The sequence below is a fragment of the Neptunomonas sp. ABH4_499 genome, assembly GCF_056160565.1.
This window is the reverse complement of record NZ_JBSWXK010000017.1, coordinates 1-26974: the sequence shown is the minus strand read 5'-3', so window position 1 is coordinate 26974 and position 26974 is coordinate 1. Positions and strand designations below refer to the sequence as shown.

General features: G+C 51.7%; 24 protein-coding genes. 13 read left to right on the top strand and 11 right to left on the bottom strand.

What is annotated here, in order from left to right:
* Together ACXAF9_RS15375 and ACXAF9_RS15370 are read right to left on the bottom strand one after the other, a co-directional pair.
* The gene (locus ACXAF9_RS15375) at positions 1–948 is read right to left on the bottom strand and encodes an alpha/beta hydrolase (RefSeq protein WP_475075576.1); all 948 of its coding nucleotides are present in this window, start codon (positions 946–948) and stop codon (positions 1–3) included.
* Between the two features lie 25 nt (positions 949–973).
* Positions 974–1984, bottom strand: coding sequence for a helix-turn-helix transcriptional regulator (locus ACXAF9_RS15370; RefSeq protein WP_475075575.1), 1011 nt, complete (start codon positions 1982–1984; stop codon positions 974–976).
* A 219-nt stretch (positions 1985–2203) separates the two neighbouring features.
* On the opposite strand from ACXAF9_RS15370, the gene ACXAF9_RS15365 reads away from it, so the two are divergent.
* Positions 2204–4375, top strand: coding sequence for a TonB-dependent siderophore receptor (locus tag ACXAF9_RS15365; protein WP_475075574.1), 2172 nt, complete (start codon positions 2204–2206; stop codon positions 4373–4375).
* A gap of 95 nt (positions 4376–4470) precedes the next feature.
* Here ACXAF9_RS15365 and ACXAF9_RS15360 read toward each other — a convergent pair whose 3' ends face one another.
* The 7 genes from ACXAF9_RS15360 to ACXAF9_RS15330 form a co-directional block, all read right to left on the bottom strand.
* Positions 4471–4992, bottom strand: coding sequence for a hypothetical protein (locus ACXAF9_RS15360; protein ID WP_475075573.1), 522 nt, complete (start codon positions 4990–4992; stop codon positions 4471–4473).
* Positions 4993–5078: 86 nt separating this feature from the next.
* Positions 5079–7025, bottom strand: coding sequence for a methyl-accepting chemotaxis protein (locus ACXAF9_RS15355; protein ID WP_475075572.1), 1947 nt, complete (start codon positions 7023–7025; stop codon positions 5079–5081).
* A 25-nt stretch (positions 7026–7050) separates the two neighbouring features.
* Entirely contained in the window at positions 7051–7995 is a 945-nt protein-coding gene (locus ACXAF9_RS15350) for a hypothetical protein (protein WP_475075571.1), read from the bottom strand.
* A gap of 111 nt (positions 7996–8106) precedes the next feature.
* Positions 8107–8919, bottom strand: a complete 813-nt coding sequence (locus tag ACXAF9_RS15345; protein WP_475075570.1) for an ABC transporter ATP-binding protein — start codon at positions 8917–8919, stop codon at positions 8107–8109.
* A gap of 10 nt (positions 8920–8929) precedes the next feature.
* Complete coding sequence (locus ACXAF9_RS15340; RefSeq protein ID WP_475075569.1) at positions 8930–9994, bottom strand: FecCD family ABC transporter permease; 1065 nt, start codon at positions 9992–9994, stop codon at positions 8930–8932.
* The gene (locus tag ACXAF9_RS15335) at positions 9991–11055 is read right to left on the bottom strand and encodes a FecCD family ABC transporter permease (protein WP_475075568.1); all 1065 of its coding nucleotides are present in this window, start codon (positions 11053–11055) and stop codon (positions 9991–9993) included. Before ACXAF9_RS15335 ends, ACXAF9_RS15340 begins: the two co-directional genes overlap by 4 nt.
* Positions 11056–11091: 36 nt before the next feature.
* A complete protein-coding gene (locus ACXAF9_RS15330; protein WP_475075567.1) occupies positions 11092–12021 on the bottom strand; it encodes an ABC transporter substrate-binding protein in 930 nt (309 codons plus the stop codon).
* A 270-nt stretch (positions 12022–12291) separates the two neighbouring features.
* Here ACXAF9_RS15330 and ACXAF9_RS15325 point away from each other — a divergent pair, with 270 nt between their 5' ends.
* The 3 genes from ACXAF9_RS15325 to ACXAF9_RS15315 all read left to right on the top strand — a co-directional run bounded on the left by ACXAF9_RS15325 (position 12292) and on the right by ACXAF9_RS15315 (position 14094).
* Positions 12292–12699: a hypothetical protein gene (locus tag ACXAF9_RS15325; RefSeq protein WP_475075566.1), complete on the top strand. Its 408-nt coding sequence runs from the start codon at positions 12292–12294 to the stop codon at positions 12697–12699.
* An 89-nt stretch (positions 12700–12788) separates the two neighbouring features.
* The gene (locus ACXAF9_RS15320; RefSeq protein ID WP_475075565.1) at positions 12789–13667 is read left to right on the top strand and encodes an N-acetylmuramidase family protein; all 879 of its coding nucleotides are present in this window, start codon (positions 12789–12791) and stop codon (positions 13665–13667) included.
* A complete protein-coding gene (locus tag ACXAF9_RS15315) occupies positions 13651–14094 on the top strand; it encodes a hypothetical protein (RefSeq protein ID WP_475075564.1) in 444 nt (147 codons plus the stop codon). The genes ACXAF9_RS15320 and ACXAF9_RS15315 overlap by 17 nt, the downstream gene beginning before the upstream one ends.
* A gap of 54 nt (positions 14095–14148) precedes the next feature.
* Here ACXAF9_RS15315 and ACXAF9_RS15310 read toward each other — a convergent pair whose 3' ends face one another.
* Together ACXAF9_RS15310 and ACXAF9_RS15305 are read right to left on the bottom strand one after the other, a co-directional pair.
* Complete coding sequence (locus ACXAF9_RS15310) at positions 14149–14757, bottom strand: hypothetical protein (protein ID WP_475075563.1); 609 nt, start codon at positions 14755–14757, stop codon at positions 14149–14151.
* Positions 14758–14767: 10 nt separating this feature from the next.
* Positions 14768–16033: a DUF6630 family protein gene (locus tag ACXAF9_RS15305; RefSeq protein WP_475075562.1), complete on the bottom strand. Its 1266-nt coding sequence runs from the start codon at positions 16031–16033 to the stop codon at positions 14768–14770.
* A 419-nt stretch (positions 16034–16452) separates the two neighbouring features.
* On the opposite strand from ACXAF9_RS15305, the gene glyA reads away from it, so the two are divergent.
* From glyA to ACXAF9_RS15260, 9 genes are all read left to right on the top strand, one after another.
* Entirely contained in the window at positions 16453–17718 is a 1266-nt protein-coding gene (gene glyA, locus ACXAF9_RS15300; protein WP_475075561.1) for a serine hydroxymethyltransferase, read from the top strand.
* A gap of 103 nt (positions 17719–17821) precedes the next feature.
* Positions 17822–19075, top strand: a complete 1254-nt coding sequence (locus tag ACXAF9_RS15295; RefSeq protein ID WP_475075560.1) for a sarcosine oxidase subunit beta family protein — start codon at positions 17822–17824, stop codon at positions 19073–19075.
* A gap of 20 nt (positions 19076–19095) precedes the next feature.
* On the top strand, positions 19096–19386 hold the full coding sequence (locus ACXAF9_RS15290; protein WP_475075559.1) for a sarcosine oxidase subunit delta: 291 nt from the start codon (positions 19096–19098) through the stop codon (positions 19384–19386).
* Between the two features lie 12 nt (positions 19387–19398).
* Positions 19399–22419, top strand: coding sequence for a sarcosine oxidase subunit alpha (locus ACXAF9_RS15285; protein WP_475075558.1), 3021 nt, complete (start codon positions 19399–19401; stop codon positions 22417–22419).
* Positions 22412–23095: a sarcosine oxidase subunit gamma gene (locus ACXAF9_RS15280; protein ID WP_475075557.1), complete on the top strand. Its 684-nt coding sequence runs from the start codon at positions 22412–22414 to the stop codon at positions 23093–23095. The genes ACXAF9_RS15285 and ACXAF9_RS15280 overlap by 8 nt, the downstream gene beginning before the upstream one ends.
* Before the next feature lie 209 nt (positions 23096–23304).
* Positions 23305–24177: a formyltetrahydrofolate deformylase gene (purU, locus tag ACXAF9_RS15275; protein WP_475075556.1), complete on the top strand. Its 873-nt coding sequence runs from the start codon at positions 23305–23307 to the stop codon at positions 24175–24177.
* Between the two features lie 276 nt (positions 24178–24453).
* On the top strand, positions 24454–25830 hold the full coding sequence (locus ACXAF9_RS15270; RefSeq protein ID WP_475075555.1) for an L-serine ammonia-lyase: 1377 nt from the start codon (positions 24454–24456) through the stop codon (positions 25828–25830).
* A 33-nt stretch (positions 25831–25863) separates the two neighbouring features.
* Positions 25864–26250 carry an MAPEG family protein gene (locus tag ACXAF9_RS15265; protein WP_475075554.1) on the top strand — a complete coding sequence of 129 codons (387 nt, stop codon included), beginning with the start codon at positions 25864–25866 and terminating at the stop codon, positions 26248–26250.
* Positions 26251–26334: 84 nt separating this feature from the next.
* Positions 26335–26688: a hypothetical protein gene (locus tag ACXAF9_RS15260; RefSeq protein WP_475075553.1), complete on the top strand. Its 354-nt coding sequence runs from the start codon at positions 26335–26337 to the stop codon at positions 26686–26688.
* Positions 26689–26974 lie beyond the last annotated feature (286 nt).

Genomic DNA, 26974 nt, shown 5'->3' with positions numbered 1-26974 from the left:
CTACTCAGCCGCCTTACGCCCCAATACCGCCTCCAGGCCCAGCGCTATGCCGGGCTGAACCACCATGCCGTGGTTCATGTGGGAGATCTCTTTGACCGAGATCTCCTCTAGCCAAGGGCTCATCTGGGTCGCGAAGGATTCCGCATCGGGCTTCATAAAGGGCTTCTCGTTACCCCCTACGACGATCAAGACCTGCTTAGATGGCCATTCCTCAGTTTGTAATAGCGTGGGATTGGTCATCTCTTGGGCATAGTGGCTGGGTAGATAGTGGTCATTCCACCAAAGCGATGGACTGATGGCGACGTACTTCTGAAAGCGCTCCGGCTCTGACAGCAGGGTGTTTAAGGTGAACAAGCCGCCTAACGAGTGCCCCATCAACATGTAACGCTGTTTATCCACAGGGTAATGCGCTGCGAGCCAAGGCTTGGCTTGTTGTTCGATAAAATCGCCCAGTGCTTGTGCGCCACCGTATTGGATGGGGGTCTCTTGTGCCATGTGCGAGAGCGGTGCTTTCACCGGGGTATTGGTCGGCGGGGTTAAATCAAACCATCGGCGCGGAATATCGTGCGGAGTGTCGATCGGATAGCCAACCCCAACAATGATTGCAGGCTCAACGCCTTTTACCGGATGGGCGCTCATCAAACGGATCTCATCCACCGCCGAGCGAAAATACGCATTACCATCCAACAGGAAGATGACAGGAAACCCGGTCTCAGGGGCAGGCGTGTTGGGTACATAGACCAACAAGCGCCGACCTTCGTCGGTGGGTGATTGATCGGATCGGTATTGATCGAGCATGTCGATCTGAACGGAGTTTGGCACCGATACCGGTGTAAGCTCGGTGTTTGGGGACAGCGTGGTGCACGCAGCCAATGTGGACATACTGGCCATAATGATGCCTCGTCGAATAATACGGCCCAAAGACCGTACGGTGAAAGCGTACAACAACGATCCTCTCCTTAACGCTTAAAACCTAACCTACACCACGCGCCAGTATGCGATCTAAACCATGCCTATACACATCGGTTGGGCACACACCAAAGTAGCGTTTGAACGCCGCGGTAAAATTACCGGGATGGCTGTAACCGGCCATCATCGAGGCTTCGAAAATCGTGATGCCATCTCGCTTGAGTGCCACGCAGGCTTTGCGCAGACGTTGCTCTCGCAAATACTGCGTCAGGCTCACACCCAAGCACTCGCGCGCGTATCGCTGCAACGTTGCGTGACTCATCCCCAAATGATCCCCCACTTGGGTTAATGACCAGTCCAGTACCTCGTTGCTGCTCATCAACTCCACAAACTGCTGTGCACGGCGGCTTTCAGGCCGGTCACGGCGTGGCGTACGCGCGCTTGTGTGGTGGGATAACCAATGCGACATCAGCGATAGGACAAAACCCTCACGGGCTAATTGCCCTGCGCGTGAGCTCTCTTGCTGATGGGCAAGGTACTTGGCTTGCAGCCAAAGATGCTCTGGCAAGGTCATCGATAGCGTACTTAAGTGCTCGGTCAGCATCGCATCCGATTTGGTGGTCGATACCCCCGCCCATTCAAACCACTCCGGCTCCAACGTGATGTTGATCGCTTCACGATGAACCCCTTCAACGCTTTGCAAGTGGCAGCGCTCGTGTTCGGTCAGCTTCAACAGGTTGGCCGTACGCGGTTTCGCTTCCAGCTTATAGCCTTTCTCGCCAAAGCTGATGTGCGTATCCCCTTCTAAAATCAGGGATATTTTTAAGCACGGCTTAATCTGAGCCTCAATCGAGAAATCCTGTAAGGCGTGACCATTGATCACATGGAATGACATACCCGGTTGCAGGTGTTCTGTCATAATCCAACCTTCAATCATCCCTTTGGGTCGATTCGGTGGCCTTTGGCGTGTCGAGCGATCGTGTTCGGTATGCAGGCGATAACCTGACACATCACGTGCATTACGGATCAAATCTTGCCGACTGAGTCTGGCGTTCCCTGATGCAAAACTGTTCATGATGTTTCCAGCGCGAAGTGTGCTTAGCTTTTTGCAGGCTGTACAGCCGTTGTGATCAGAATGATTGCTTTGCACTACGGTTTGAGCGTTGCGCATAAGCGGCGATGTCGGTGTTTTGGAATAATGCGAACATTGCCAACCAAATGCAATAGATTCTCATTTTTATTATCAAACGCATGTAAGCAACACACTGTTCATGCCTTTTGAGGACTTCGCTGTATGACTGCTCTGACGTATCGTCCAACCTCTTTCCGGGTTCGCCCCTCTTTAGCCTTCGTAACGCTTTCATTGGCTTTGATCCCCTTCTCGAAGCACGTGTTAGCGGTCGAGGTCGCTAAAGAGATTCGCCTTCCGACACTGACCGTCGATGGCAACGCCCTGTACGACATGCCCTCCAGTGAAGAGACGCAAGGTTACAGCGTTGATTCCGCCACTGTAGGGACCAAAACACCGGCATCACTGCGTGATATTCCGCAATCGATCACCGTTCTAACACACGACTACCTAACGGATCGCGGCTTTACCCACCTAGATGATGCGGCCAAGTACACACCCGGCCTTCGCACCCTCAGCAACGACAGTGGTCGCTCGTCGATCTTTTCACGCGGTTATGAGTACGATGAGTACAGCATCGACGGCTTAGCGGCTCCGATGCAAAGCATCAATGGCACCCTGCCATCACTCAGCGCCTTTGACCGCGTCGAGATCATGCGTGGCCCATCGGGTCTGTTTAACAGCTCCAGTGAGTTGGGCGGTATCATCAACTTGGTGCGCAAGCGTGCCACCGCGGACACACAGGGTTCGATTAGCGCGGGTGTCGGTAGCTGGGGTCGCAACCAACTGAGTGCGGATCTGTCCGGTTCCTTGAATCAAAGCGAGTCGGTACGCGGTCGTGTGGTGCTTTCGCGTGAAGATATGCCAAGCGAAACCGATGAGAACGAAAACCTCGACCAGAGCATTTATGCCACACTGGATATGGATCTTGGTGAGACCACTCAGCTGTCCTTGGGGGCGTTGCACCAAAGCAAAGAGATCACGCCAAGCAACGGTTTTCCGGCCTATTCGGACGGTACGTTGGCGGATTGGGACCGTTCCACCTTCTTAGGGGCGGATTGGAACGACTTTGACGGCGACTCGACCGATCTGTTTGTCGATCTCACACACGAGTTTGAAAACGGCGGCTATGGCCGTGCGGCGCTTCGCACATCGGATCGCTCCACCAAGTACTACTATGCCTTTACCGGCGGTGCCGTTGCCGACGATGGCTCCACCAGCTTGCGCACAACCCAGCGTGATTTTGACCAACAAACGCTATCGGCGGATGTCAGCTACAGCCAACCGTTTGAGACGATGGGCAACATGAGTGAGTTTGTTGTGGGGGCGGATTACAAGCACTACGACACGGATTATAAAACCGGCGCGTCCCGATTAGGGTCAATCAACGTAAATACGTTCGATTCGTCCAATGTCGCCTACACGGCGCCGACCTATACGCAGCGGGTTGAAAGCGATGAAAGCGAAACCGGTGTTTACGGCAAGCTGACCTTCCGCCCAATGTCGGACTTAGCGCTGATTGCAGGTGCGCGCCTGAGCTGGTTTGACATCTCGACCGATACCACGACTTTATCCTCTGGGGCAAAAACCAGCAGCGATTGGGATCAATCTGGCCACCTAACACCGTACGCCGGTGTGGTGTACGACCTCAATGCCGATCACTCCCTGTACGCAAGCTACTCCGAGGTGTTTAAGCCACAAAGTGACACCGATCAAAACGGTGATTTACTCAAAGCACGTGAAGGCGAGCAGTACGAGCTGGGCCTAAAAGGCAGCTATAACGATGGGCTGATCAACACCCGTGTGGCGATCTTCCAGCTGAACGACAAAAACCGTGCTGCCACACCGTACGACAGCGATGGTAATGCCATCTCAACCTACTCCGTAGCGACCGGTGAAACCCGTGTCCGTGGTTTTGAAGCGGAGATGAGCGGAAACTACGGCCCATGGGAATTACTGGCAGGCTACACCTACATGGATACCGAGAAGCTTTCGGGCGACACCAACACCATGTTCATGTTGATGCCTCACCACGCGCTCTCAGTTTGGTCGAAATACACAGTAGAAGGCGGCTCTTGGAATGGCTTAAGCCTTGGCGCTGGCGTGACCGGTATGAGCGAGTTCTATCTTGAGCGCGCTGGCACACGCATTACGGCTCCGGGTTATGCCGTTGTGGATGCATCGGTGAGCTACCCGGTAAATGATCAGCTGACGCTGTCGCTTAACATCAACAACCTGTTTGATCGTGAGTATTATTCTCGCGTGGGCAGTGTGGCAACGTTCAACTTCTACGGCCCTTCCCGCAACGTGATGGCCGGTCTTAACTACACCTTCTAAACCTCGCTTTCTGAAGCAGAGCTCACAAAAGCAAAGGCCAGCACAACGCTGGCCTTTTTTGTGATGGGCTTTTTAAGCCAGAATAGAACGGCCCCTTACAGGCAGGTCGTGGTTTGGCCTTCACCGAGGAAGTATTCCGTGCCCCATACTGGCATAGATCCGTTTTCGGTCACCATCACGCGCATGCTGTTCTCGGTCATGCACTGAGAGACAACCTCAAACTCACCGTTGGCGTTAACGTCCATCTCGGGCAAGCGAGCGGCATCAAACGTCGATACGAAAGCGGCACCCGATGTGAAGCCTTTTGGCAAACCAATCAGGGAGTAGTAGTTAAAACCGGCTTGTTCGTTGGCCGCTTTGCGCTCATCACTGACGGCACAGCCATTGGACGCGCTGGCATCCACAAAGGCTTGTACCACACGCTGTGGCTCATCAAATGACACTACGGTCAGTGCTTCCCCTTGAAGCAGGTGATTTTGCTGGATAGCAAGACAGGTCGAATCCACTACGCCGATGGCATGATCATAATTTGCCGCCGTAGTTTCTTTAACCGGGGAAGTAGAAGTACACCCCGAGATCGCGACGACCAAAGCTATTGAAAGAGCACCTCTAACCATTCGTTTGGATCCCTTTAACGAGTTATAAAAAAGAACCCGTAGTGTACGGGCTCTTGTTCATAAAATACACAGGTTTCAGGATGGCATTAAGTTTTGAAGCGGCCCATATTGGCTTTGAGTTGTTCCGCAAGCCCGCTGATTTGACCACTGTTTGTCGAGGTCGTGCTGACTTGATGGCGACTGTTCTCAAGCAAGGACTCCAATCGCAACATACTCTTGGCAATGCCACTGGCTTGCTCCGCTTGCTCCTCGGTGGTGCTGGCCACTTGACTAATCAAGCTTGCCGCATCACCGACTTGTTGGTTGGTTTGATTAACCGACTTAGCCAGCTCGCCAATCTGCTGCAAGCTCGTTTGTGTCATTTCGTTACTCTGCGACATCATCTCGGCGGACGACTGCGATTCTTGTTGCAGCTGATCCACAATGACTTTGATCTCGTCGGTTGAGGTGCGCGTGCGCATCGCAAGCTGACGTACCTCGTCGGCGACCACCGCAAAGCCGCGTCCGTGATCACCGGCGCGCGCCGCCTCGATCGCCGCATTAAGCGCCAACAGGTTGGTTTGCTCAGCAATGCTGGTAATCACCTGGAGTACTTCCGAGATCTTATCACTGCTGGCGTTCAGTCGGGCCATCGCCTCAGAGGACTCTCCCATTTGGGAGGCTAAGCGGTTCAGCATCTGGGTATTTTGGTTAAGATGGTGCTGTCCCTCACGGGATTTGTCCGCAATATTGTTGGCGATGCTCAGCAGGCTGGCGGTTTGTTCCGCGGTCGAGCGGAAAGTATCGGATAAGGTTTGGGTCGAGTGATTGACCGATTCAAACTCATGTTTTTGCTGTTTTAAGCCAGACTCGCCTTCGGTCGCGGTTTTCTGCAACTGCACCGACGATTTGCTCAGTTGTTCGGTGGTTTCGTTAACCCCTAAACAGATGGTGCGGATCATCCCAACAAACTGGTTAAACGCATCCGATAGACGCCCCAGTTCATCTTTACCCTCGTACACCAAACGGCGCGTCAGATCCCCACCGCCTTGTGCGATGTCTTCCATCGTATTTACGATGTCCTGAATCGGCAGTGTAATACGACGTGAAATCAACCAAGTCAGGCCTGCGGCCAACACAACGATGATGGTCGAAAAGCTCAGAACCGTAATGATCTCTTGCGTGAGCGCCTCATCGATCTCTTTACTGGCAGCGCTCAGCTCTGCCCAGATACGTTGTTGTTGTTCTTTGGTCGCGGCCAGCACCTCTTCGGTGAGCGGGAAGATGGTATCGGTTAAGATCACATCCTGCTCTTTGGCATCTTTTGCGACGGTTTGAACCTTTTGAGCCAACTCAGCTAGGTTGGTTTCGATGGTACCAATCCAACGCACCTGATCCTCTCGGCGTAGCCGCTCTTTAAGGTCCATTACGGCGTTTTCGGCGCCATAAAGCTCCATTTTGTAAGCATCAAACTCAGTTTCAGAGTGCTCGGATACAAACGCATTCAAATGAATGAGGGCCGCTTGCAAGTGATTCGTGACCTGAATGGTCCACTGAATCAAGGTCTGATCCACGGACGGGTTCAGCGTCGCCCGTATGTTGTTGCTCAACTCCAAGGTTTCTGGAAGGAGATCATTTTGGATCTGCTTAAGATTACTTCGCAGGATTTTATCTTTGGGCACTAAGTTTTCGACAAACCACTGATCCAGCTTTTTGCTGTCATCCTCAATCAACTCGTGTTGAGTCAATAACTCAAAGTGACTGTCGGCAAAAAGTGCGTTTACCTCTTCACTCAGGGTCAGGTATTCCGACAGCGCCGCCTCAGAAGGCTGGCGAAGGTAGCGCTCAATCAGGTTGGTACGACCAAGAATGTTGCTCGATAGCTCGCTGGATAGACGCGTGCTGGGTTCTATCTCGCGGCTGAAATGCTGTGCCTGATCATTAATGCCCAGCAACGTCCAAGTGGTCACACCGCTGTACAGTGTCAAGAGCGCCAGTATCACCGCGGGGACCAGACTTAACTTGACGGCTAAGGGTAAATCACTCAATCGCATAGGAGATCTCTACTCGACTATTCAGTTACTTCGGATCGGTCAAAGACCGAAGCTGGTCATGGATCACTTTGGCCTCGGTGTACAACGCATCAACGCTCGCCGAGCTATTAGGCTCGGGCGTTTTCACATCGGTGGTGATCGACATGGAGGTTTTCATCCGATGCAGGTCTGCCAAGAAAGATCGGGTCGTGTCATACACGTCCGCCATGCTCAGCACACCGCTGCGCAAAGCGCCTGGCGCCATCGACTCCACATTGGTTTGACGCTGCCAGCGACCTAACAGGTGCATATCTTGATAGAGCACCAGAAGAACATCACGCGGGATCTTACCCTCGACCACCACAGACTTGGGTGCACTTGGCTCCTGCTTAAGCGCCTTGGCAATCTGATCGATCTCCAATGATACGGCTTTTAACTGCACCAAAGTTTCTGACGCACTCGGTGGCGGTACCAACTGCGACAGCATGGTGGTTAACCACCAAAGCTGCTGATAGACATCGGCCGCACTCTTACCCAAGGGAACCTGAGATTCGGGCACCGCCAACAGAACCATCTTTTTCGCCAACAGCTGATCAAGCACTTGGTTGATCTGGTTCAACGGGTTCATCACATCGCGAGGACGCAAGGTTTTGTTGGGCAGTGACATCGGCGCCAAACCCAGCTCTGAGTCTAAGCGGCGCAGTTGATCGTAGATGTCGATCGACTTGGCGTATAAATGGATAGGAAGCCGATCAGAAAAGGTAGGCGCTTCGATGTCAGTGAGGGTCTTTTTATGGGCTTTAGCCAGAGCTTCCACTTTGGCGTGCAGCTCTCCGACCTTCTTGAACAGATGGTTGTTATTCACAATGGCGCTGTGTGCCACCGACGAGTTCAAGCCCAGCAGCAGAACACACAAACACATTGCCCCAAAGCGCAGAAGCGAATGTCCTGCGCTGTCATGGATTTTTTCAAAGAGAAATAATGTACGCATGAAGAACCTATCGGTAGACAGTTCTTAAAGCTTAGTTCAAATTAGAAAAAATCCATCAAAAGTCGTAAATAGAACGCTTTCTCCCAAAAAAGTACGGGGAAGTCTCTATCTTTAACGTGTGTAAGCACCTGTTATTACTGGGGTTCCTGAAACGGGGTCTGACAAAAGTGTGCACTTCACATTGTATAAAGATTCGACCAAGGCTTCGGTGACGATTTCACTCGGTGCGCCCTCGGCAATGACCTCTCCCTCTTTCATCGCGATCAGGTGATCGGCATAGCGACATGCACTGGACAGATCGTGCACCACCATCACCACCGTTTTGCCTTTATTTTGGCTTAAGTGCCGAATCAGCTCGTATACCTCGATCTGGTGGCCCAGATCCAACGCCGATGTCGGCTCATCCAGCAATAAGATCGGGGTCGACTGTGCGATCGCCATCGCAATCCACGCTCGCTGTCGCTGCCCACCGGACATTTCATCCAGCGGCCTGTGCGCAAGCGACAAAATATCCGCCGAGCGAAGCGCCTTCTCGACGATCCATTCGTCCTCCTTGGACCACTGTTTTAACAAGCCTTGGTGAGGCTGACGCCCAAAGCGGATCAGCTCAAACGCCGTCATTCCTTCGGGGGCTTCGGCCTCCTGAGGCAGTAAGGCCAGACGTCTTGCGACTTCTCGACTGGGCATGGATTGGATCACTTTTCCATCCAACAACACCTGGCCCGATTTGGGTGCCCGAAGGCGGGCCAAAGCCGATAGTAAGGTGGATTTACCGCAACCATTGGGGCCGACTATCGCTGTGACCTTACCCTCGGGCAAAGAGACGGATAGATTGGGGATGATGATCTGATCGCGGTACCCAAGCTTGACGGATTCCGCGCTTAGCGTGGCCTGTGTGAGGGTGTTTTCTTCTGAGCCTGACATACTTCTTCCATTAGAATCGACCGTTTGGTCGCATAACTATCCACAGCAAATAAGGGCCGCCCACAACGGCCAGAATGACCCCGACGGGGATCTCGACAGGTGTAAACAAGATGCGCCCGACCCAATCGACCAAGACCATAACAAACGCCCCGGCAAGGCCTGCGTTAAAGATGGGGACGGTTCGATGACCGTTCATGTAACGGGCAAGTTCGGGTGCCAACAAGGCGATTAACCCCACAGGGCCAACTACACCGACAGCCAATGCTGTTAGCACAACGGAGATCAGCAACACCGTGATGCGCGCTTGGTTTAACCGAAGCCCAAGACCGGCCGCCACCTGCGGGCTGAACCGAAGTGTATTCACCTGCCGAGCGATTAGCCCCATCAGCGGTAAAAACAGCACTAACGCACCGCCCAATAACCAAACGGATTGCTCATTGCGTGCGTTTAAACTCCCGACCGTCCAGGGGTATGCTGCGTTGGCACTGTCCATATCGGTACGCGCTAGCATCAGGTTAGTAATCGCCGCCAGCAAAGCGCCAACGCCGATGCCAACCACGATAAATCGATAACCGCGCGCACCCGCGCCGCCACTTAGGCCAAAGGTCAAAACCGCCGCCGTGACCGCACCGGTTAACGCCAGCATGGAAGGCGCGATGGTCAGTGGGACCGCCACTATCGATGCCACGGCAAACGCCGTTGCACCATCATCAATGCCGATCACTCCGGGGGTTGCCAAACGGTTGTGTGCCAAGGTTTGCAACAAACACCCCGCCACACCAAAGGCAAACCCGGTAAAGACACCCGCCACAACCCGCATCATGCGAAGCTCTTGCACCAAGAACACGGTTCTTGGCTCGCCGATGCCCATACTGGCCAACAGCGCATCCGTAATGGGTAACTCTTTGCTGCCAAACGCGAGGCTGATGCCAACGACGAGGGCTAAGCCCACCATTAGGATTAAGCCGGTCGCGACGCTTCGGGTAGAGAGCAACCCGCTGAAACCACCCACGCGCCACGCTTTAAATCCAGGAATCGGCCGACTTTTGTGGAGCATTTTTGTTCTGGCATTCATAGCGTTGGCATCCTTTGACTGCGCACTACCATCACCAGAACCGGAGCCCCGATTAACGCCGTGATCACACCGATGGGCAGCTCATAAGGCTTAACAACCAAACGGGAGCAGATGTCAGCAAACACCACCAAGATTGGGCCAATCAAGAGGGATAACCAAAGCGTACGACGCACATCACTACCGACAAAGGCCCGCGCCACAAAAGGCACTACCAACCCGACAAACGCAATAGGTCCTGCGGCGCTGGTTGCCGCACCCACCAAGGCTGCCACGATTAACAAGCTGTACAGACGGGTCATTTTCGGGTTGTGCCCTAAGCCGGTTGCCATCTGCTCGCCCAAAGCCAAGCTTGCCAGAGGGCGCACAATCAGAAGTGAACACACTAAGGAGATCGCAATGATGGGCGCGGTCCAGTTGAGCACATCCAAAGGACGCCCCCCTAACGCACCGATGATCCAAAAACGGATCTCATCCGCTGCGCGCTGATCGTACAGCAACAACAAGGAGATAAAAGCCATCAACAAGGAGGAGAACGCCGCACCGGCCAACACTAAGCGCACCGGGTCATCGCCCACACCACGCACTTGGGAAACCAGCAGCACCAACATACAACCGATTACCGCACCGACGATCGCAACACTCACGTGCACCGACGCCGCACTGGCACCGAGCGCAATGGCAATCACCACCGCAAAGGAGGCTCCGGCACTGACACCAAGAAGACCAGGCTCTGCCAACGGGTTACGGGTCGCCGCTTGCAATAAAGTACCGGCTGCCCCTAAGGCGATACCCACCGAAAGCCCCAGCAAGGTACGCACGCCACGCAGTTGAAAAACGGTAAAGTGTGCATCGGGGTCGTCCGCGCCCATCAAGGCCGCCCATGCACGCGAGATAGACACATCCCCCGCGCCGACCAGCAAGCTGAACAGCAAAATCCCCAATAAAATGGGGATCAATCCAAGCATCATTAGAAACAACGAACGGTCAGACAAAGCCGACCGTTGTTGGGTAAGGTGGGTGGCCGTCTTTTCAGAACAAGACGGCTCTAGGGTGCGGCTCATGCCACACCCCGAAGGATGTCAAACATCAGCATTACTTCACTTCGCCAGTGTTGATTCCAACGTATCCAGAACAGAATCAGCCGCCATCACGCCGTAGCCGCTTGACCAGATTTGACCATCCACAGTGGTTACATGACCTTGTTTCACCGCATCCAGACGCTCAAATGCAGGTTGCTTACGAGCCGCATCCAACGCTTCTTTGCCATCGCTGTTCAGCGTCGCAAGGTACAACCAATCACCATCCACTTGGCTTAGGTTTTCAAGGCTCAGCGTATCAGAGTGAGGACGTGCCCCCATGCCTGTCGCAATCTCAGGCACCTTCATGCCTAGGGTTTCAAGGATTTGACCGATGAACAGACGATCCGACATTACGATCGGGCCTTGGGGGTTCCAGCGAACCACCGACACGGTTTTACCTTCTGGCAGTTGGCTTTTCAGATCCGCCAAGCGGGTGTGGATCTCATCGATTTTGCCTTTTAGCTCATCGCCTTTGTTCAGTGCAGTCGCGTAGAACATCACGCCCTCTTCCCACGGCTGGCCGGTTTTGTAAGTCGACACGACCGTTGGGGCAATTTGTGACAGCTTATCGTACAGCGCTTTATCCGTGCTGCTGGTCGCAATGATCAAGTCAGGCTCTGCAGCAAAAATTGCCTCAAGGTTTGGCTCACGTACTGCGCCTACAATTTGAATGTCACCGGCTTTTTCTTGCAGATAATCTGGCACCGCCGTACCGCCACGGGTCGCCAACGTACCCACCGGTGTTACCCCAACCGTTAAAGCGGTATCCAATGCCGCATCGTCCAAAACAACCACACGTTGTGGCTCATCTGGCACAGTGATCGAACCGTATAGAGTCTCAACGTTGTACGCATCCGCAAAAGCAAACGGAGCAGAAATCAAAGCAGCCGAACACGCTAACACTGACAGGCTGCGCTTAAAGGTGTGACGTAAAGCAGAATGGATCATGGTATTACCCTTGTCGTCCCAAACAGTAAGGAGAATGATTCTCATTATGATACTGATTTCTAGCAGTAGCCGCTACGTTATAAACAGGAAACATGCGGAACATTGCGTTCTAGGAAGCTGAACAAAAAAAGTTTAAAAATAAGGGAACTTTTCCTGATCTCTTTGAATAAAACGGCCGTATAATAGATAACCACACCCCTAGCGGTTTTCAGGGATGTCCAAAACCGATCGCATCATGCGTCAATGATCACGCTCAGCGAGGGATACATCATGCCAAACACATTGTCTTTGCCGACCAAAGGCCCTGGGGCTTCTGACCTTCGCCTGTTTCAGATCGCGATTGATGAAACACTCGCACGACGCATCCAAGAACTGCACACCCTTGTGTGCGACACCGAAGTGGAAGAGATAGCCGACAGCCTCACGCTGGGTAAGTTTTTCCCCGCACCGGAGATGATGCACAGCGAAGAGCAACCTTTACTGATCTTCAACCAACTCCTGCACGTGACCCGCTCGCACTTTTATTTCAGCGTCCAGTACGAGCGAGATGGTGAAGACATCTTGGTCAAAACGTCATTAGCCCCGATGGATATCCTTAAAGAAAAGCTTAAGTCGATTCAGGTTGAAGAAACCAGTCTGCTGGAGTGGGTGCAGGGTTGGTTTGCTAAGCCGTCTTGATGGTGATGCTGCCTGTTGTATAACGTTGATTAGGACATACAAAATATTTACCATGAAGACTCCAATTATTTGCATAAATGGAGTTATGCATGTCTTTAATTACGCGTTCTGTTGGTGTCGATGGCACCAACAACCCTAGTGATGTCAAAACCATTCAAACAACACTCAATGGTTTAAGCCGATTTATCCCCAACATTAAAACTCTAGCCGTTGACGGCACACTCGGCAGAAACCCTGAAAAATCGAAAACCGTTGCCGCAATCATTGAGTTCCAGAAGATCGTCGTCCGGATGATTAAGCCCGATGGACGTGTAGATCCTCGTGGACGAACTGAATCGTCTATGAAGTCACACCTTCGCCTCAGTCCTGCAAAGCAAAGTGCCCATCTCCCTGTAGTTTCAGCACGATCAGAAATTACTGAGGATGACTACACAAGCGCAGCTGCGCTTATAGGATGCGAAGTAGCTGCAATTAAAGCTGTAGCTAAGGTAGAAACACGTGGAAGTGCTTTTTTAGCCTCTGGCCGCCCAAAAATTCTATATGAAGCTCATATTTTCTCGCGCAACACCTCTAGAGCTTACGATAAGACTCATCCACACATTTCTAGCCGATCTTGGAACCGAAAGCTCTATAAAGGCGGTGAAAAAGAATACGAACGTTTGATCATGGCTATGACTTTAAACCGTAAAGAAGCGCTAAAGGCCGCGTCGTGGGGCAAGTTCCAGATTATGGGATTCAACTATAAATTATGCGGCTATTCAGACGTGGAATCTTTTGTAAAAGATATGTTCGAATCTGAAGCTAAGCATTTAACCGCTTTAGTAAAGTACCTAAAATCCACTAATTTAGACTCAGCCCTTATCTCTAAGAACTGGGCTACCTTTGCACGTGGCTATAACGGGCCTTCATACGCCGAGAACAGTTACGACACAAAACTTCAAAAGGCTTACGATGAATACAAAGATTAAGCGGTTCGCTACCGCCCTGTCTGTTACCACTTTGACCTTGGTTTCATCGGCGTGTACGAGCGATACGTTAAAAGAAAACGAGCAACGGGTTACTGTATTTGAGTGCACCAGTACGGACTACTCCATCACCCTTTCTCATTCTGAAAATCAATTGGAAGCGACGGTAACCGACACAGTTGGCACTAAGCAGCAGATGGGGACACTCAACAATGAGTTTTCTTTTGAGACTTACATTCGGCCTCAAGTCACCATGCATACGTTAGATTTTTCTGTAGGTGATAAACAGGTCAGCCTCTATGATCGGACTGATCCGGATATCGGGCCGAAAAAAGTGGTCGGCTTTACCATTGAGCAAGAAGGCCTCGAAACCGACTACGCCTGTGAAGGCGCGTCCTTCAGCAAGCTCTATTTGCTGGATAACCCATAGTAGAAAGGCTCCTTCGGGAGCCATTTTTTATCTGCATAACGTTTAACGACAATACTAAAGGTCTTCAAAGTAATGCTTTGGAACGCACTTCTGACTTAAAGATAGAAATCGCGTGCTGGTATTTGAACCGCCCACACGAGTCTCCCCCGATACGGTCGCCACTTTTCCGTAAATCAGTACGTTGCAGACTTCCATATGCATCTCACCCATACTATTTACCGAAGGGTTACACTTAAAGCCGTCATACGAAGGTAAATCTGAACTGTTCTTTACGCGTTTGTACGAAATAGGAATCTTAGAGCGAGCCTTTATATCAGTCGGCGAGCGCTCCGATCGGTTACCGTCGCTATAGGTGATCGTTTTATCAAACAAATGAAGTGTTTTTTTAGACACCGGCATCATACCTGCGTCTGGGTTTTTCTTGGCCGTACCACTGTAAGTGACATATTCAATACCCGAAGGGTGATAGTATTTATGCACGTAAAAATCGTACAGCAACCCGCCTACGGTAGGGTCATATTTTAATGACCGAACATAAAGCTTTACGGCAGACGTTTCACCATGCGGGCAACTTAGCTCGGCCGCCGCATAGGTAGGACTCATCGCAAAAAAAAATGCTCCTAAAGCGATGAGGAGAGATTGTTTAAAATATGGATACATCATCTGCCGCCCCTTAAACCTCTTCAAAAATACGATCCAGTTGCGCTTTATTCGCTGTATCCGTAATAAAAAACAGATAGTTATCGCAACCGGTATCCAGTGAGTAAACCATGCCGCCTAGCGGCTCAAGCGCACGATTAAAGGTTTGGATGGTTTCATAAACGGTGTCACACGCTAACAGATCAAATTCGAAGGTAGAGCCATAAATATAGCTCGCTGCGCGATTCAGAAACTCAATCGCCGACTCTTTATTCTTATGATCCACTTCTATCGAGAAATAGATTTCGTCTGATGCAAAGCCACCCACTTCACACTCGCTGCAATTGAGCATGGAGACAAACTCCATCAGATCTTCCGACGCTTCCTGATGCTTAAAGACCTCGTTGACATACTCAAGAGTAGAATAGGCATAGATAGCGGAAACGATGAAGGCTTCCTCTTCATTCAGAATGGTTTGTGCGTAAGGGTGGATATCTGTATTTTTCACCGCGGGCGGTACTGTTACTGCAGATTCACGAAGCGAAGCATTACTTAAAACGCCATACAGTGGAAAGCGCTCTTTGAACAAAGGCATTAAGTGGGTGGGTAGATACTCTTCATTAGGGTCTAGATCCTTATCAACACTAAATAGAAATGATAGAAGCATAACAATGTAGCAGTCATCTCCATCCCAAGCACCTTTATTATTTCTACCATTACTTCTATAAGAACAAAAGGAAACTTTATCTTTTTTAAGATATAACGGCCAAGACCTAAGAAAATCAGGGATCACCTCTTTTGCTGCACCGCTATTCAACTGAAGCAATTTATCATACTCTCTGTTATCAACAGAAAGCGGGCAAACACTACCTTTATATAAAAGCTTTAAGAAAGACAGAAAATTCAAGTTATCAAATTTGGAACAGGATATAAATTTAATGTAAGAACCTCTATCAACACAAAAGGACAAAACAAATAAAAGACTAGCAACCCTTTCATTCGAAAGCCTATTAAAAGCTAACAGACTAATAGAGGAAACAAGATTTTTTTCTACCACTTCTTCGAACAGATCAAACAAAAAGTTGCAATCTACTACAACATCTGAAAAATCATTAATATTATTACCTTGCACCCGCCTAAGAATATTATCCAAAATAAACAACATCGAAGACGAATACAAATACATACCTAAAGAAAGATTATCATCTTTAAAAGCCAATTCAATTTCTTTAAGGTTTTCATTTACAAAACGTTGGTCATCTAGAATCGCTTCTGTGAAATCATATTCAAATGAATTCATCTTACATCCCTGTCAGTTAAGGTACGTTTAAAGTCTTTAAGCGTTCGTGCATACATCCTTTGCACCGCAAGATTCAATATACCCCAACCCGTACCTTAAGGGTACATCCCTACTCACTAGGCCAGACGCCGGCATTACCGCCCCGCCACTCTTCCGCGCGAAGTTCTACTACCAAGCAACCGCTAATGATCGGATTGGGTTTTGCGCTCATACACCTCTTTGGGCATTGCCCTAGTTTCTAGGCGGCAGGTCAAAAAACTAACGAGGCGATTGTTTGGAAAACGACACGTAAATCCCCTTGTCGCTTTCGGACATTCCTAGGGCGTTAGGACACATCATCAGCCCCGCCTGCGCCTTTACCATCGCTGGAAAGAACTCAAGAACCGTTGATGACGGTTTTTCCAAAGGTGGAGACACACATGTTCCAGAAGACCGATACGATTGCCGAGTTTGATCCTGCACTGTGGCAAGCGATTGAAAATGAAGCGCAGCGTCAGGAAGACCACATCGAACTGATCGCGTCCGAAAACTACACCAGCCCACGCGTTATGGAAGCACAAGGTTCTGTGCTGACTAACAAATACGCTGAAGGCTATCCGGAAAAACGTTATTACGGCGGTTGCGAGTACGTAGACGTAGTCGAGCAACTGGCGATTGGTCGCGCTAAAGAGCTGTTCGGTGCGGATTACGCCAACGTACAGCCTCACTCTGGCTCCCAAGCGAACGCTGCGGTGTACATGGCGCTTTGCCAACCGGGCGATACTGTTCTGGGTATGAGCTTGGCGCATGGTGGTCACTTAACACACGGTGCCTCCGTTAGCTTCTCGGGCAAGATCTACAACGCGGTTCAGTATGGCTTAAACGCCGAAACTGGCGAGATCGATTACGACGAAGTGGAGCAACTGGCGAAAGAGCACAAGCCAAAGATGATCGTTGCGGGCTTCTCGGCTTACTCACGCGTTGTGGATTGGGCGCGTTTCCGCGAGATCGCCGATTCCGTAGGCGCTTTCCTGTTTGTTGATATGGCACACGTTGCAGGCTTAGTCGCCGCCGGTGCATATCCGAACCCTATGCCGTATGCGGATGTGGTCACCACCACGACCCACAAGACATTGCGCGGCCCACGCGGTGGTTTGATCTTGGCGAAGAGCAACCCAGAGATCGAGAAAAAACTGAACTCGGCGGTATTCCCAGGTGGCCAAGGTGGCCCACTGATGCACGTTATCGCGGGTAAAGCCGTTGCGTTTAAAGAAGCACTGGAGCCTGCGTTCAAAGAATACCAAGCCCAAGTGGTTAAAAACGCGAGTGCAATGGCGGATGTGTTCATTGAGCGCGGCTTTGATGTGGTATCGGGCGGTACCGACAACCACTTGTTCTTGCTGAGCTTGATCCGCCAAGGTCTGACCGGTAAAGCGGCGGATGCAGCTTTAGGTCGTGCGCACATCACGGTGAACAAAAACGCCGTGCCTAACGACCCTCAATCGCCATTTGTCACGTCGGGTCTGCGTATTGGCTCCCCTGTGATCACGACGCGTGGTTTCAAAGAAGCGCAATGCAAAATTTTGGCGGGCTGGATCTGCGACATCCTGGATGTGCTGAACGATGAAGCCGCGCTTGAAGGCGCTATCGAGCAGGTGAAAGGCCAAGTCCAAGCCCTGTGCAAAGACTACCCAGTGTATCGCTAAGCGAGCACTCGATGAGTAAAGGTGTCATGGCGGGATTGATTCGCTGACACCTTTTGAAACAAATCCATAGATCGCGCCCAAGTGGGCAGTTGGAGCTGAGACGATGCAGCATTATTCAGGTTTTGGACTGTTAAAACACAGTTTAACGCATCACGAGAACTGGCAGCGCCAGTGGCGTAACCCCACGCCGAAGAAGAAATACGATGTCATCATCGTTGGGGGCGGCGGTCATGGACTGGCTACAGCGTACTACCTAGCCAAAGAGCACAACATCACCAACGTGGCGGTTATCGAGAAAGGCTGGTTAGGCGGTGGTAACACGGCACGTAACACCACCATCGTGCGCTCTAACTACCTGTGGGATGAAGCGGCGCGTTTGTACGAGCACGCGATGGGCCTGTGGGAAGGTTTGTCTCAGGATTTGAACTACAACGTAATGTTCTCGCAGCGCGGTGTTTATCACACCTGTCATACCCTGCAGGATATGCGCACCAACGAGCGCCTTGTGTATGCCAACCGCTTAAACGGCATCGACAACGAGATGCTGGATGCGGAGCAACTGCAAAAAGAGATCCCGGCACTGGATTGCTCCCCTAACGCACGTTACCCAGTATTGGGAGCGTCCGTGCAACGTCGCGGCGGTAACGCGCGTCACGATGCGGTTGCGTGGGGTTATGCTCGCGGTGCCGATGCACTGGGTGTGGATCTGATCCAAGGCTGCGAAGTGATCGATATGGTGATCGAGAACAACACCATCGTAGGCGTAAAAACCAATACGCACGGCGTGATTAAAGCCGATCGCGTTGGCTGTGTTGCGGCGGGTAACTCCTCTGTATTGGCGAAAATGGCAGGCTTTAACTTGCCCATCGAATCGCACCCACTGCAAGCCTTGGTATCTGAGCCAATCAAACCGATCATCGACTGCGTTGTTATGTCCAACCACGTACACGGTTACTGCTCGCAGTCCGACAAAGGCGACTTGGTCATCGGCGCAGGCATCGACTCTTACACCGGTTACGGCCAGCGCGGCTCCTACCCAACGATTGAGCACACGTTACAAGCCATCGTTGAGATGTTCCCGATCTTTAGTCGGGTACGCATGAACCGTCAATGGGGCGGCATTGTAGATACCACACCGGATGCTTGCCCGATCATTTCGGAAACACCGGTTAACGGTCTGTTCTTTAACTGCGGCTGGGGTACCGGTGGCTTTAAAGCAACACCCGGTTCAGGCCATGTGTTTGCAGCGACCTTGGCTGAAGGACGCGCTCACCCGATTGCGGATCCGTTTTCGATGTTCCGCTTCCATTCCGGCAAATTGATTGATGAGCACGGCGCGGCCGGTGTGGCTCACTGATCAGCAGTAAGGAGAAAAACATGCTTCATATTTATTGCCCTCACTGCGAAGAATACCGCGAAGAGGAAGAGTTTCATCACAAAGGTCAGGCTCACATTCCGCGCCCGCTGGACCCAGATAACTGCACGGACGAGGAATGGGGCGACTACATGTACTACCGCCCTAATACCAAGGGTCTGCGCCACGAAATTTGGTACCACAGCGCGGGCTGTCGTAAGTTCTTTAACATGACACGCGACACCGTAACTTACGAAATCAAAGAAGTGTACCTCATGGGTGAACAACCACAGTTCACCGATGAAGCAGTTTAAGGAGCCCGGAAGATGAGCCAGAAAAATCGTCTTAGCACGGGCGGTCGTATCGACCGCAGCAAACCGATCAGCTTTAACTACAACGGTAAGCAATACCCGGGTTTTAAAGGGGACACGGTCGCCTCTGCTCTGTTAGCCAATGGCGTCGACATTGTTGGCCGTAGTTTCAAATACAGCCGCCCACGCGGCATCATGGCCGCCGGTGCCGAAGAACCCAATGCGATTCTTCAAGTCGGTTCGACCGAAGCAACTCAAGTACCTAACGTGCGCGCCACACAGCAGATGCTGTTTGACGGGCTAACCTGCACCGCCACCAACGGCTGGCCAAACGCTGATTTCGATATGATGAGCGCGCTGGGCAAAATCGGTGGCAAAATGATGCCTCCTGGCTTCTACTACAAAACCTTCATGTACCCAAAAAACATGTGGGAAACGTACGAGAAGTACATCCGTAAAGCGGCCGGTTTTGGTCGTTCGTCCACGGAAAAAGACCCCGACGTTTACGATCAGATGAACCAGCACTGCGACCTATTGGTTGTGGGTGCAGGTGCAGCCGGTCTTGCTGCAGCGTTGCTGGCGGCTGAAAGCGGCTTGCGTGTGATCATTGCCGATGAGCAAAACGAGTTAGGTGGCTCATTGCTGTCCAGCACGCTTGAGATCAACGGCAATCCAGCATCGCTTTGGGTCAGCGAAGTGGAAGCGACACTGAGCAAAAATGCGAACGTGACGATTCTGAAAAACGCGACCGTTAACGGCTATCACGATCACAACTTTTTAACCATCCACCAGCGTTTAACCGATCACCTAGGCGATCGCGCACCGGAAGGCCAAGCGCGTCAGCGTATGCACCGTGTCCGTGCGCACCATGTGGTGTTGGCCACCGGCGTTCACGAGCGTCCATTGGTGTATGGCAACAACGACTTGCCGGGTTCTATGCTGGCGTCGGCGGTATCGACTTACATCAACCGTTACGGCGTGGTACCAGGCGATGAGCTGGTCTTGATGACCACCAACGATTACGCCTACCAAACCGCGCTGGATTGGGCCGAAGCAGGCCGTAAAGTGGTGGCGATTGTGGATACCCGCGCCAACCCACAAGGCGATTTGATCGAGAGGGCACGTAAAAAAGGCCTGAACATCATCACAGGTTCTGCGGTCATCGATACCCAAGGCACGAAACGTGTGAGCGGTGCTTTGGTGGCCTCCATCAGCGCCGATGGTCGTCAAATTTCGGGCAGCACTCAAAAGCTCAGCTGCGATACCATCGCAAGCTCTGGTGGCTACAGCCCTGTTATTCACCTGTGCTGCCACACCGGCACACGCCCGATCTGGAGCGATGAAGCGATCGGCTTCTTGCCGGGTAAAACCAACCAAAACTGCCTGTTTGCTGGCGGCATCAACGGTACACTGGCGTACGACCGCGCCATTGGCGAAGGGTTTGAAAGCGCCGCGAAGGTGATCACCGAACTGGGTAAAACACCGGTCGAGATCACAGCCCCTGCGGTTGCAGAAGTTGGCGTTGGCCCTGCGATGGCGCTCTTTTATGTGCCGCACACGAAAAAACGCTCTCGTGCGCCAAAACAGTTTGTGGATTACCAAAACGATGTGACTGCCGCAGGCATTGAGCTTGCGACCCGCGAAGGTTTTGAGTCGATCGAGCACGTTAAGCGTTACACCGCGATGGGCTTTGGTACGGATCAAGGTAAGCTCGGTAACATCAACGGCATGGCGATCACCGCCGATGTACTGGGTAAAACCATTCCAGAAACCGGCACAACCATGTTCCGCCCGAACTACACGCCTGTCACCTTTGGTGCGGTAGCTGGTATGCACGCGAAAGATCTGTTTGATCCGATGCGTTACACCCCGATGCACAGCTGGCATGTGGCGCACGGCGCGCTGTTTGAAGATGTCGGTCAGTGGAAGCGCCCTTGGTACTACCCAAAAGCGGGCGAAACCATGCAGCAAACGCTGGACCGTGAGTGTAAAGCGACCCGCGACAGCGTCGGCATTCTGGATGCCTCGACTCTGGGTAAAATTGATATCCAAGGTAAAGACGCGCGTGAGTTCTTAGCACGTGTGTACACCAACGCGTGGGCCAAACTGGCGGTGGGTAAATGCCGTTACGGTTTGATGTGCCACGAAGATGGCATGGTCTTCGACGATGGTGTGACCTCTTGCCTGGGTGAAAACCACTTCTTGATGACCACCACGACAGGTGGCGCCGCCGGCGTACTGGAATGGCTTGAGCTGTACCATCAAACCGAGTGGCCAGAGCTTGAAGTCTACTTCACCTCGGTGACCGATCACTGGGCAACCATGACGATCTCGGGACCTAATAGCCGCAAACTGTTGGAAGATCTGTGCGACGACATTGATCTGTCTGGCGAGAACTTCAAGTTCATGGACTGGCGTCAAGGCACGGTCGCAGGTGTACCTGCACGTGTGTTCCGAATCTCGTTCACCGGTGAGCTGTCGTTTGAGATCAACGTTCAAGCCAACTTTGGCCTGCACGTTTGGGAAAAACTCTTCGAGCACGGTGCTAAATACGATCTAACACCGTACGGCACCGAAACCATGCACGTACTGCGTGCCGAAAAAGGCTTCATCATCGTTGGTCAAGACACCGACGGCTCGGTGACCCCGCACGACTTGGGCATGAGCTGGTGTGTATCGAACGCGAAACCGTTCAGCTACATCGGTAAGCGTGGCATGAACCGTGAAGATAACCTTCGCGCCGCCCGTAAGCAGATGGTGGGCCTAAAAACCAAAGACCCGAAAGCGGTGATCCCAGAAGGTGCGCAAGCGGTGGCGGATCCAAAACAACCGATCCCGATGACCATGCTGGGCCATGTGAGCTCCAGCTACTACAGCGCCAACTTGGGACACAGCATCGCGATGGGCTTCATCAGCGATGGTCTGAACAGAATGGGTGACACCGTTTACTACCCAATGAAAGACGGTAGCGTGATCGAGGCTGAAATCTGCAGCCCTATCTTCTTGGACCCTAAAGGAGAGCGTCAGAATGTCTGAAGTACTCACCCCGACAACGGCAACCGAAGCCCATTCCGGTACCCATGAGCACCATTGTGCAACCATGAACCAAGTACCTGCGTCGGTCAGCGGCCAATCCCCGCTGCACCACACCAATATGACACCTCGTCCATCCCTTCGGGATGGTCAGGCGGGCGTGTTCTTTTGCGAAAAGCCACTGCTGGGACATTTGACCCTGCGTGGCCAGCCAAGCAACGCAAGCTTTATGCGTGGCTGTGAGAATGTGCTTGGGGTAACGCTGCCCACACAAGCGCTGACCAGCGCTGAAAACGGTGACCTCTCGGTACGCTGGGTCGGCCCTGATGAGTGGCTTGTCGTACTGCCTAACGAGCGTGCGTTTACGGTCGAAGAGTCACTGCGTAAGCAGATCGAAGGGCACTACAGCGTGGTCAACGTGAGCGGCGGCCAAACGGTGTTTGAACTCAGTGGACCCGATGCGCTTCGTGTGATGCAAAAAAGCACGCCTGTGGACCTTCACTTGGATGCCTTCCCCGTGGGTAAAGCGGTCAGCACCTTGTTTGCCAAATCCACCGCGCTGATTCGTCGCACCGGCGAAGATCAGTTCGAGTTGGTGGTACGCCGTAGCTTCTCGGATTACTTGTGGCGTTGGATTCAAGCCGCAAGCCAAGAATACGGCTTAGTTGTTCGCACCTGATTCGCTCACCCGATCAGGTCGATCATCGCGACCGGTGGTGACCTCACACAGGCCGAACCGACTGTCTAACCCCTGGAAAGCAATCGAGAGGACAGCACGGTTTTTACGGGTATCGATGAGGCATCGATGCCCTTTTTTTGCTGATGGCCCAAACCGCCCACCAGCTCTGAACACGCTTACGCTTAGCCCTTATCACAAAGGTAAAACATATGAGCCAATCCCCCATCACTGACCGTTGGATCTTCACCGCCGATTGCCCAAGCACGATTGGCACAGTGGATGTCGTGACCCGCTTTATGGCCGAACAGGGCAACTACATTGACGAGATTCACTCGTACGATGACCGTGAGTCTGAGCGCTTTTTTATCCGCATCGAGTTTCACCCAGAACACGCCGACTTTAGCCCCGAGCAGTTCAACGAATGTTTCCAAGCCCGCGCAAACGAATTTGCAATGACCTGGCAGTTGACCCCACCGGGGTATCGCTCCCGTGTGGCGATCATGGTGTCGAAATACGATCACTGCTTGAACGATCTTCTGTACCGCCACCGTACCGGCCAGCTAAAGATCGACATTCCTGTGATCATCTCCAACCACCCAGACCTTGAGCCGCTGGCCAAGTGGCATGACATTCCTTACTACCACTTGCCGATTACGGCTGAGACCAAACCGAAGCAAGAAGCCGAGATCTTAAAACTGTTGGCAGAGTACAACATCGATCTGGTGGTGCTGGCTCGTTACATGCAGGTGCTCTCACCTGAGATGTGCCAAGCGCTGGATGGCAAAGCGATCAACATCCACCACTCGCTGCTCCCTGGCTTTAAAGGCGCTAAGCCGTATCACCAAGCGTGGGAGAAAGGCGTGAAGATGGTGGGTGCGACCGCTCACTACGTGAATAACGATCTGGATGAAGGCCCGATCATCACACAGGGCATTCAGACTGTGGATCACTCCCTCTACCCTGAGGATTTGGTGTCCAAAGGTCAGGACATTGAGCGTATTACGCTGTTTAACGCCGTACGTTACCACGTACAAAAACGCGTGTTCTTAAACGGGAAACGCACGGTCGTGTTTTCGAACTGATGATTCATGCGAGGGGCATCATGCCCCTCTTCGCCTCAGCTTATCCATATCACTTCGACCTTCGTCTGGTATACAACAAACCTAATGGTCAACATTTTAGCCCAAGCACCCTATAATCCCTGTGATATCACTTAATAAAAAGAACAGATGAGTGAACGTCGATCCAAGTGAATCGCATGTCGTTTCGTGCAATGTTTCAGTGCTGAAGGCCACTGATAATCGCGTATTAACCCAACAGAATAATGATCTAAAAAGCCGTGGCTTGAGGTACACCGTATGAGTATTAGCGTATTTGATCTTTTTAAGGTCGGTATTGGTCCGTCGAGTTCTCATACGGTCGGCCCGATGCGTGCGGCGGCGTTATTTGCAGAACACCTACACGCCCAGAATTTACTACCACACGTAAAAGCGGTGCATGTAGAGCTGTTCGGGTCATTAAGCTCTACGGGTAAAGGCCACGCAACGGATCGCGCTATCATTGCGGGTTTGATGGGCGAGTGGCCCGATAAAGTTAACCCTAACGAGCTGCACCCGCGCGTTGAGGCCACCATCGAGCAAGGCCAGCTTTCGCTGAATGGCAGCCACCCAATCGAGTTTATTTACGCGACCGACGTTCGCTTTTTTGACGACCCGTTGCCTTACCACCCAAACGCCATGCGCCTTGTCGCTTACAGCGATGACTGCGTTTTGTACGAAAACACCTACTACTCCATTGGCGGCGGTTTTGTATTGGACCAAAGCGAAGCGACGCGCGATGCGCACTTAGTGCCACAAACCGACGTCCCTTACGATTTTAATACCGCCGTGCAACTGCTGGAGCTGTGCACTCAGCATCAATTAAGCGTAAGCCAATTGATGATGGAAAATGAGAAAGTCTGGCGCACAGGGGACGAGATCCGCCAAGGCTTACTGCAGATTTGGGCGGTGATGAAAGAGTGCATCGAAAACGGTTTAAATCATCAAGGCATCTTACCTGGTGGGTTAAATGTTCGCCGTCGCGCTAACTCGCTGCACGCCTCGTTAAAGCAAGGCACCAAAGCGAACGTGATCAGCTCCACCTTCTCGGGGATGGACTGGGTTAACCTTTATGCCCTAGCGGTGAATGAGGAGAACGCCGCAGGTGGGCGTATGGTAACGGCACCTACCAATGGCGCGGCCGGTATTATTCCAGCGGTGCTGATGTACTACATGACCTTTAACCCTGACGCGAGCGATAGCGATGTCGTCGACTTTATGTTGGCTGCGGCCGCGATTGGCGCGTTGTGCAAAAAGAATGCGTCTATATCGGGTGCTGAAGTGGGTTGTCAGGGGGAAGTGGGTAGCGCCTGCGCCATGGCAGCCGCTGGGCTTGCGCAAGTTTTAGGGGCCAGCGAAGCCCAAGTGGAAAACGCCGCCGAGATCGGTCTTGAGCATAACCTAGGCCTTACTTGTGACCCGGTGGGCGGCTTAGTACAAGTCCCCTGCATCGAGCGCAACGCCATTGCGGCCGTAAAAGCGATTAACGCCGCACAAATGGCTTTGCGCGGCGATGGCGAGCATTTCATCTCGTTGGATAAGGTGATCCGCACCATGCGCGACACCGGCCGCGACATGCAGGACAAGTATAAAGAAACCTCCAAAGGCGGTTTGGCCGTGAATGCCATTGAGTGCTAATGTTAAGGTCTCCTTTAGCATGGCGACCTTCCTATGGCACACATCTATTACGTACTGTTTATTCTGACCTTATTCCCATTTGTTTTAACCTGGATGACTGCCTATGTGCGATTTAAACAGCTTGGGAAGATCGATAATCGCAACCCACGTGGACAATACACGGAGCTAAAAGGCTTAGGCGCGCGTTTAGTGGCCGCTCAGAATAACTGCTGGGAAGCCCTTATCATCTTTGTGGCCGTAACTTTCATCGCTTACGCCAACAATGTCGATATGCACCAATTCGATACCATTGCTTGGGTTTATTTAGCCTTACGCGTCCTGTTTGTAATCTGTTACGCCAAGGGGTTGGGTCTGATCCGATCACTGGTATTTGTCAGCAGCATGCTGTGCTGTCTTTACATCGCGACGAGCGCGTTTTAAGACATCTGTACACTTTACAGACAAGAGGTAGGTTTGTTTCGTAAAATAACGACCTACCTTATATAATGCATTCAGGATGAAAGCATGTCACGTATGATTGAAAACACCGATTACCTTTCAAAACTACCAAAAGACGAAGTTATCGAACTAAAAAAACAGCATCAAAAGAAGTTGGTTTTTGTTTATCTAGGCCAAGCCTTATTTTTTGGCTTTATTGCGTACACGTTTATATTAAAAGGCTATACGTTTAATGCGCAAAGCGAAGCAGATGTTGGGCGTTTAATTGTCACAGCGGCTATCTTGCTGGCATTAGTCGTTATTATGTTTGCGAGTTGTATACCGAGCATTCTGGTTATAAAGAAGCTGAAAAGCCTCTGCACTACAAACAATGTAGACTCTAAGAAAGGGCTGAAAGAATTTAGAAAAATCAAAATCTAACCTTCTTTCAGAGAAACATGCCATTAGCGCATAGCCTATGGCATGTTTCTTAAAATTGAGTGCCTACAGTTCCAGCTCAAGGAGTGAGCATGACCAACGATGTCAAAAATACTCCGCAAATTCAGATAATAAGTGCACCACTCATGGTTAAACGGTGAGGAGAGATCAACTGCCTGTTGGTGGTACTCTATCGTCGCCAAACAAAAAAGAGTATTACCATGAGTTACAAGCAGTTGATCGAAGGTCAAAGATACCAGATTTCAGCCTATCTAAGCGAGAACTTAAG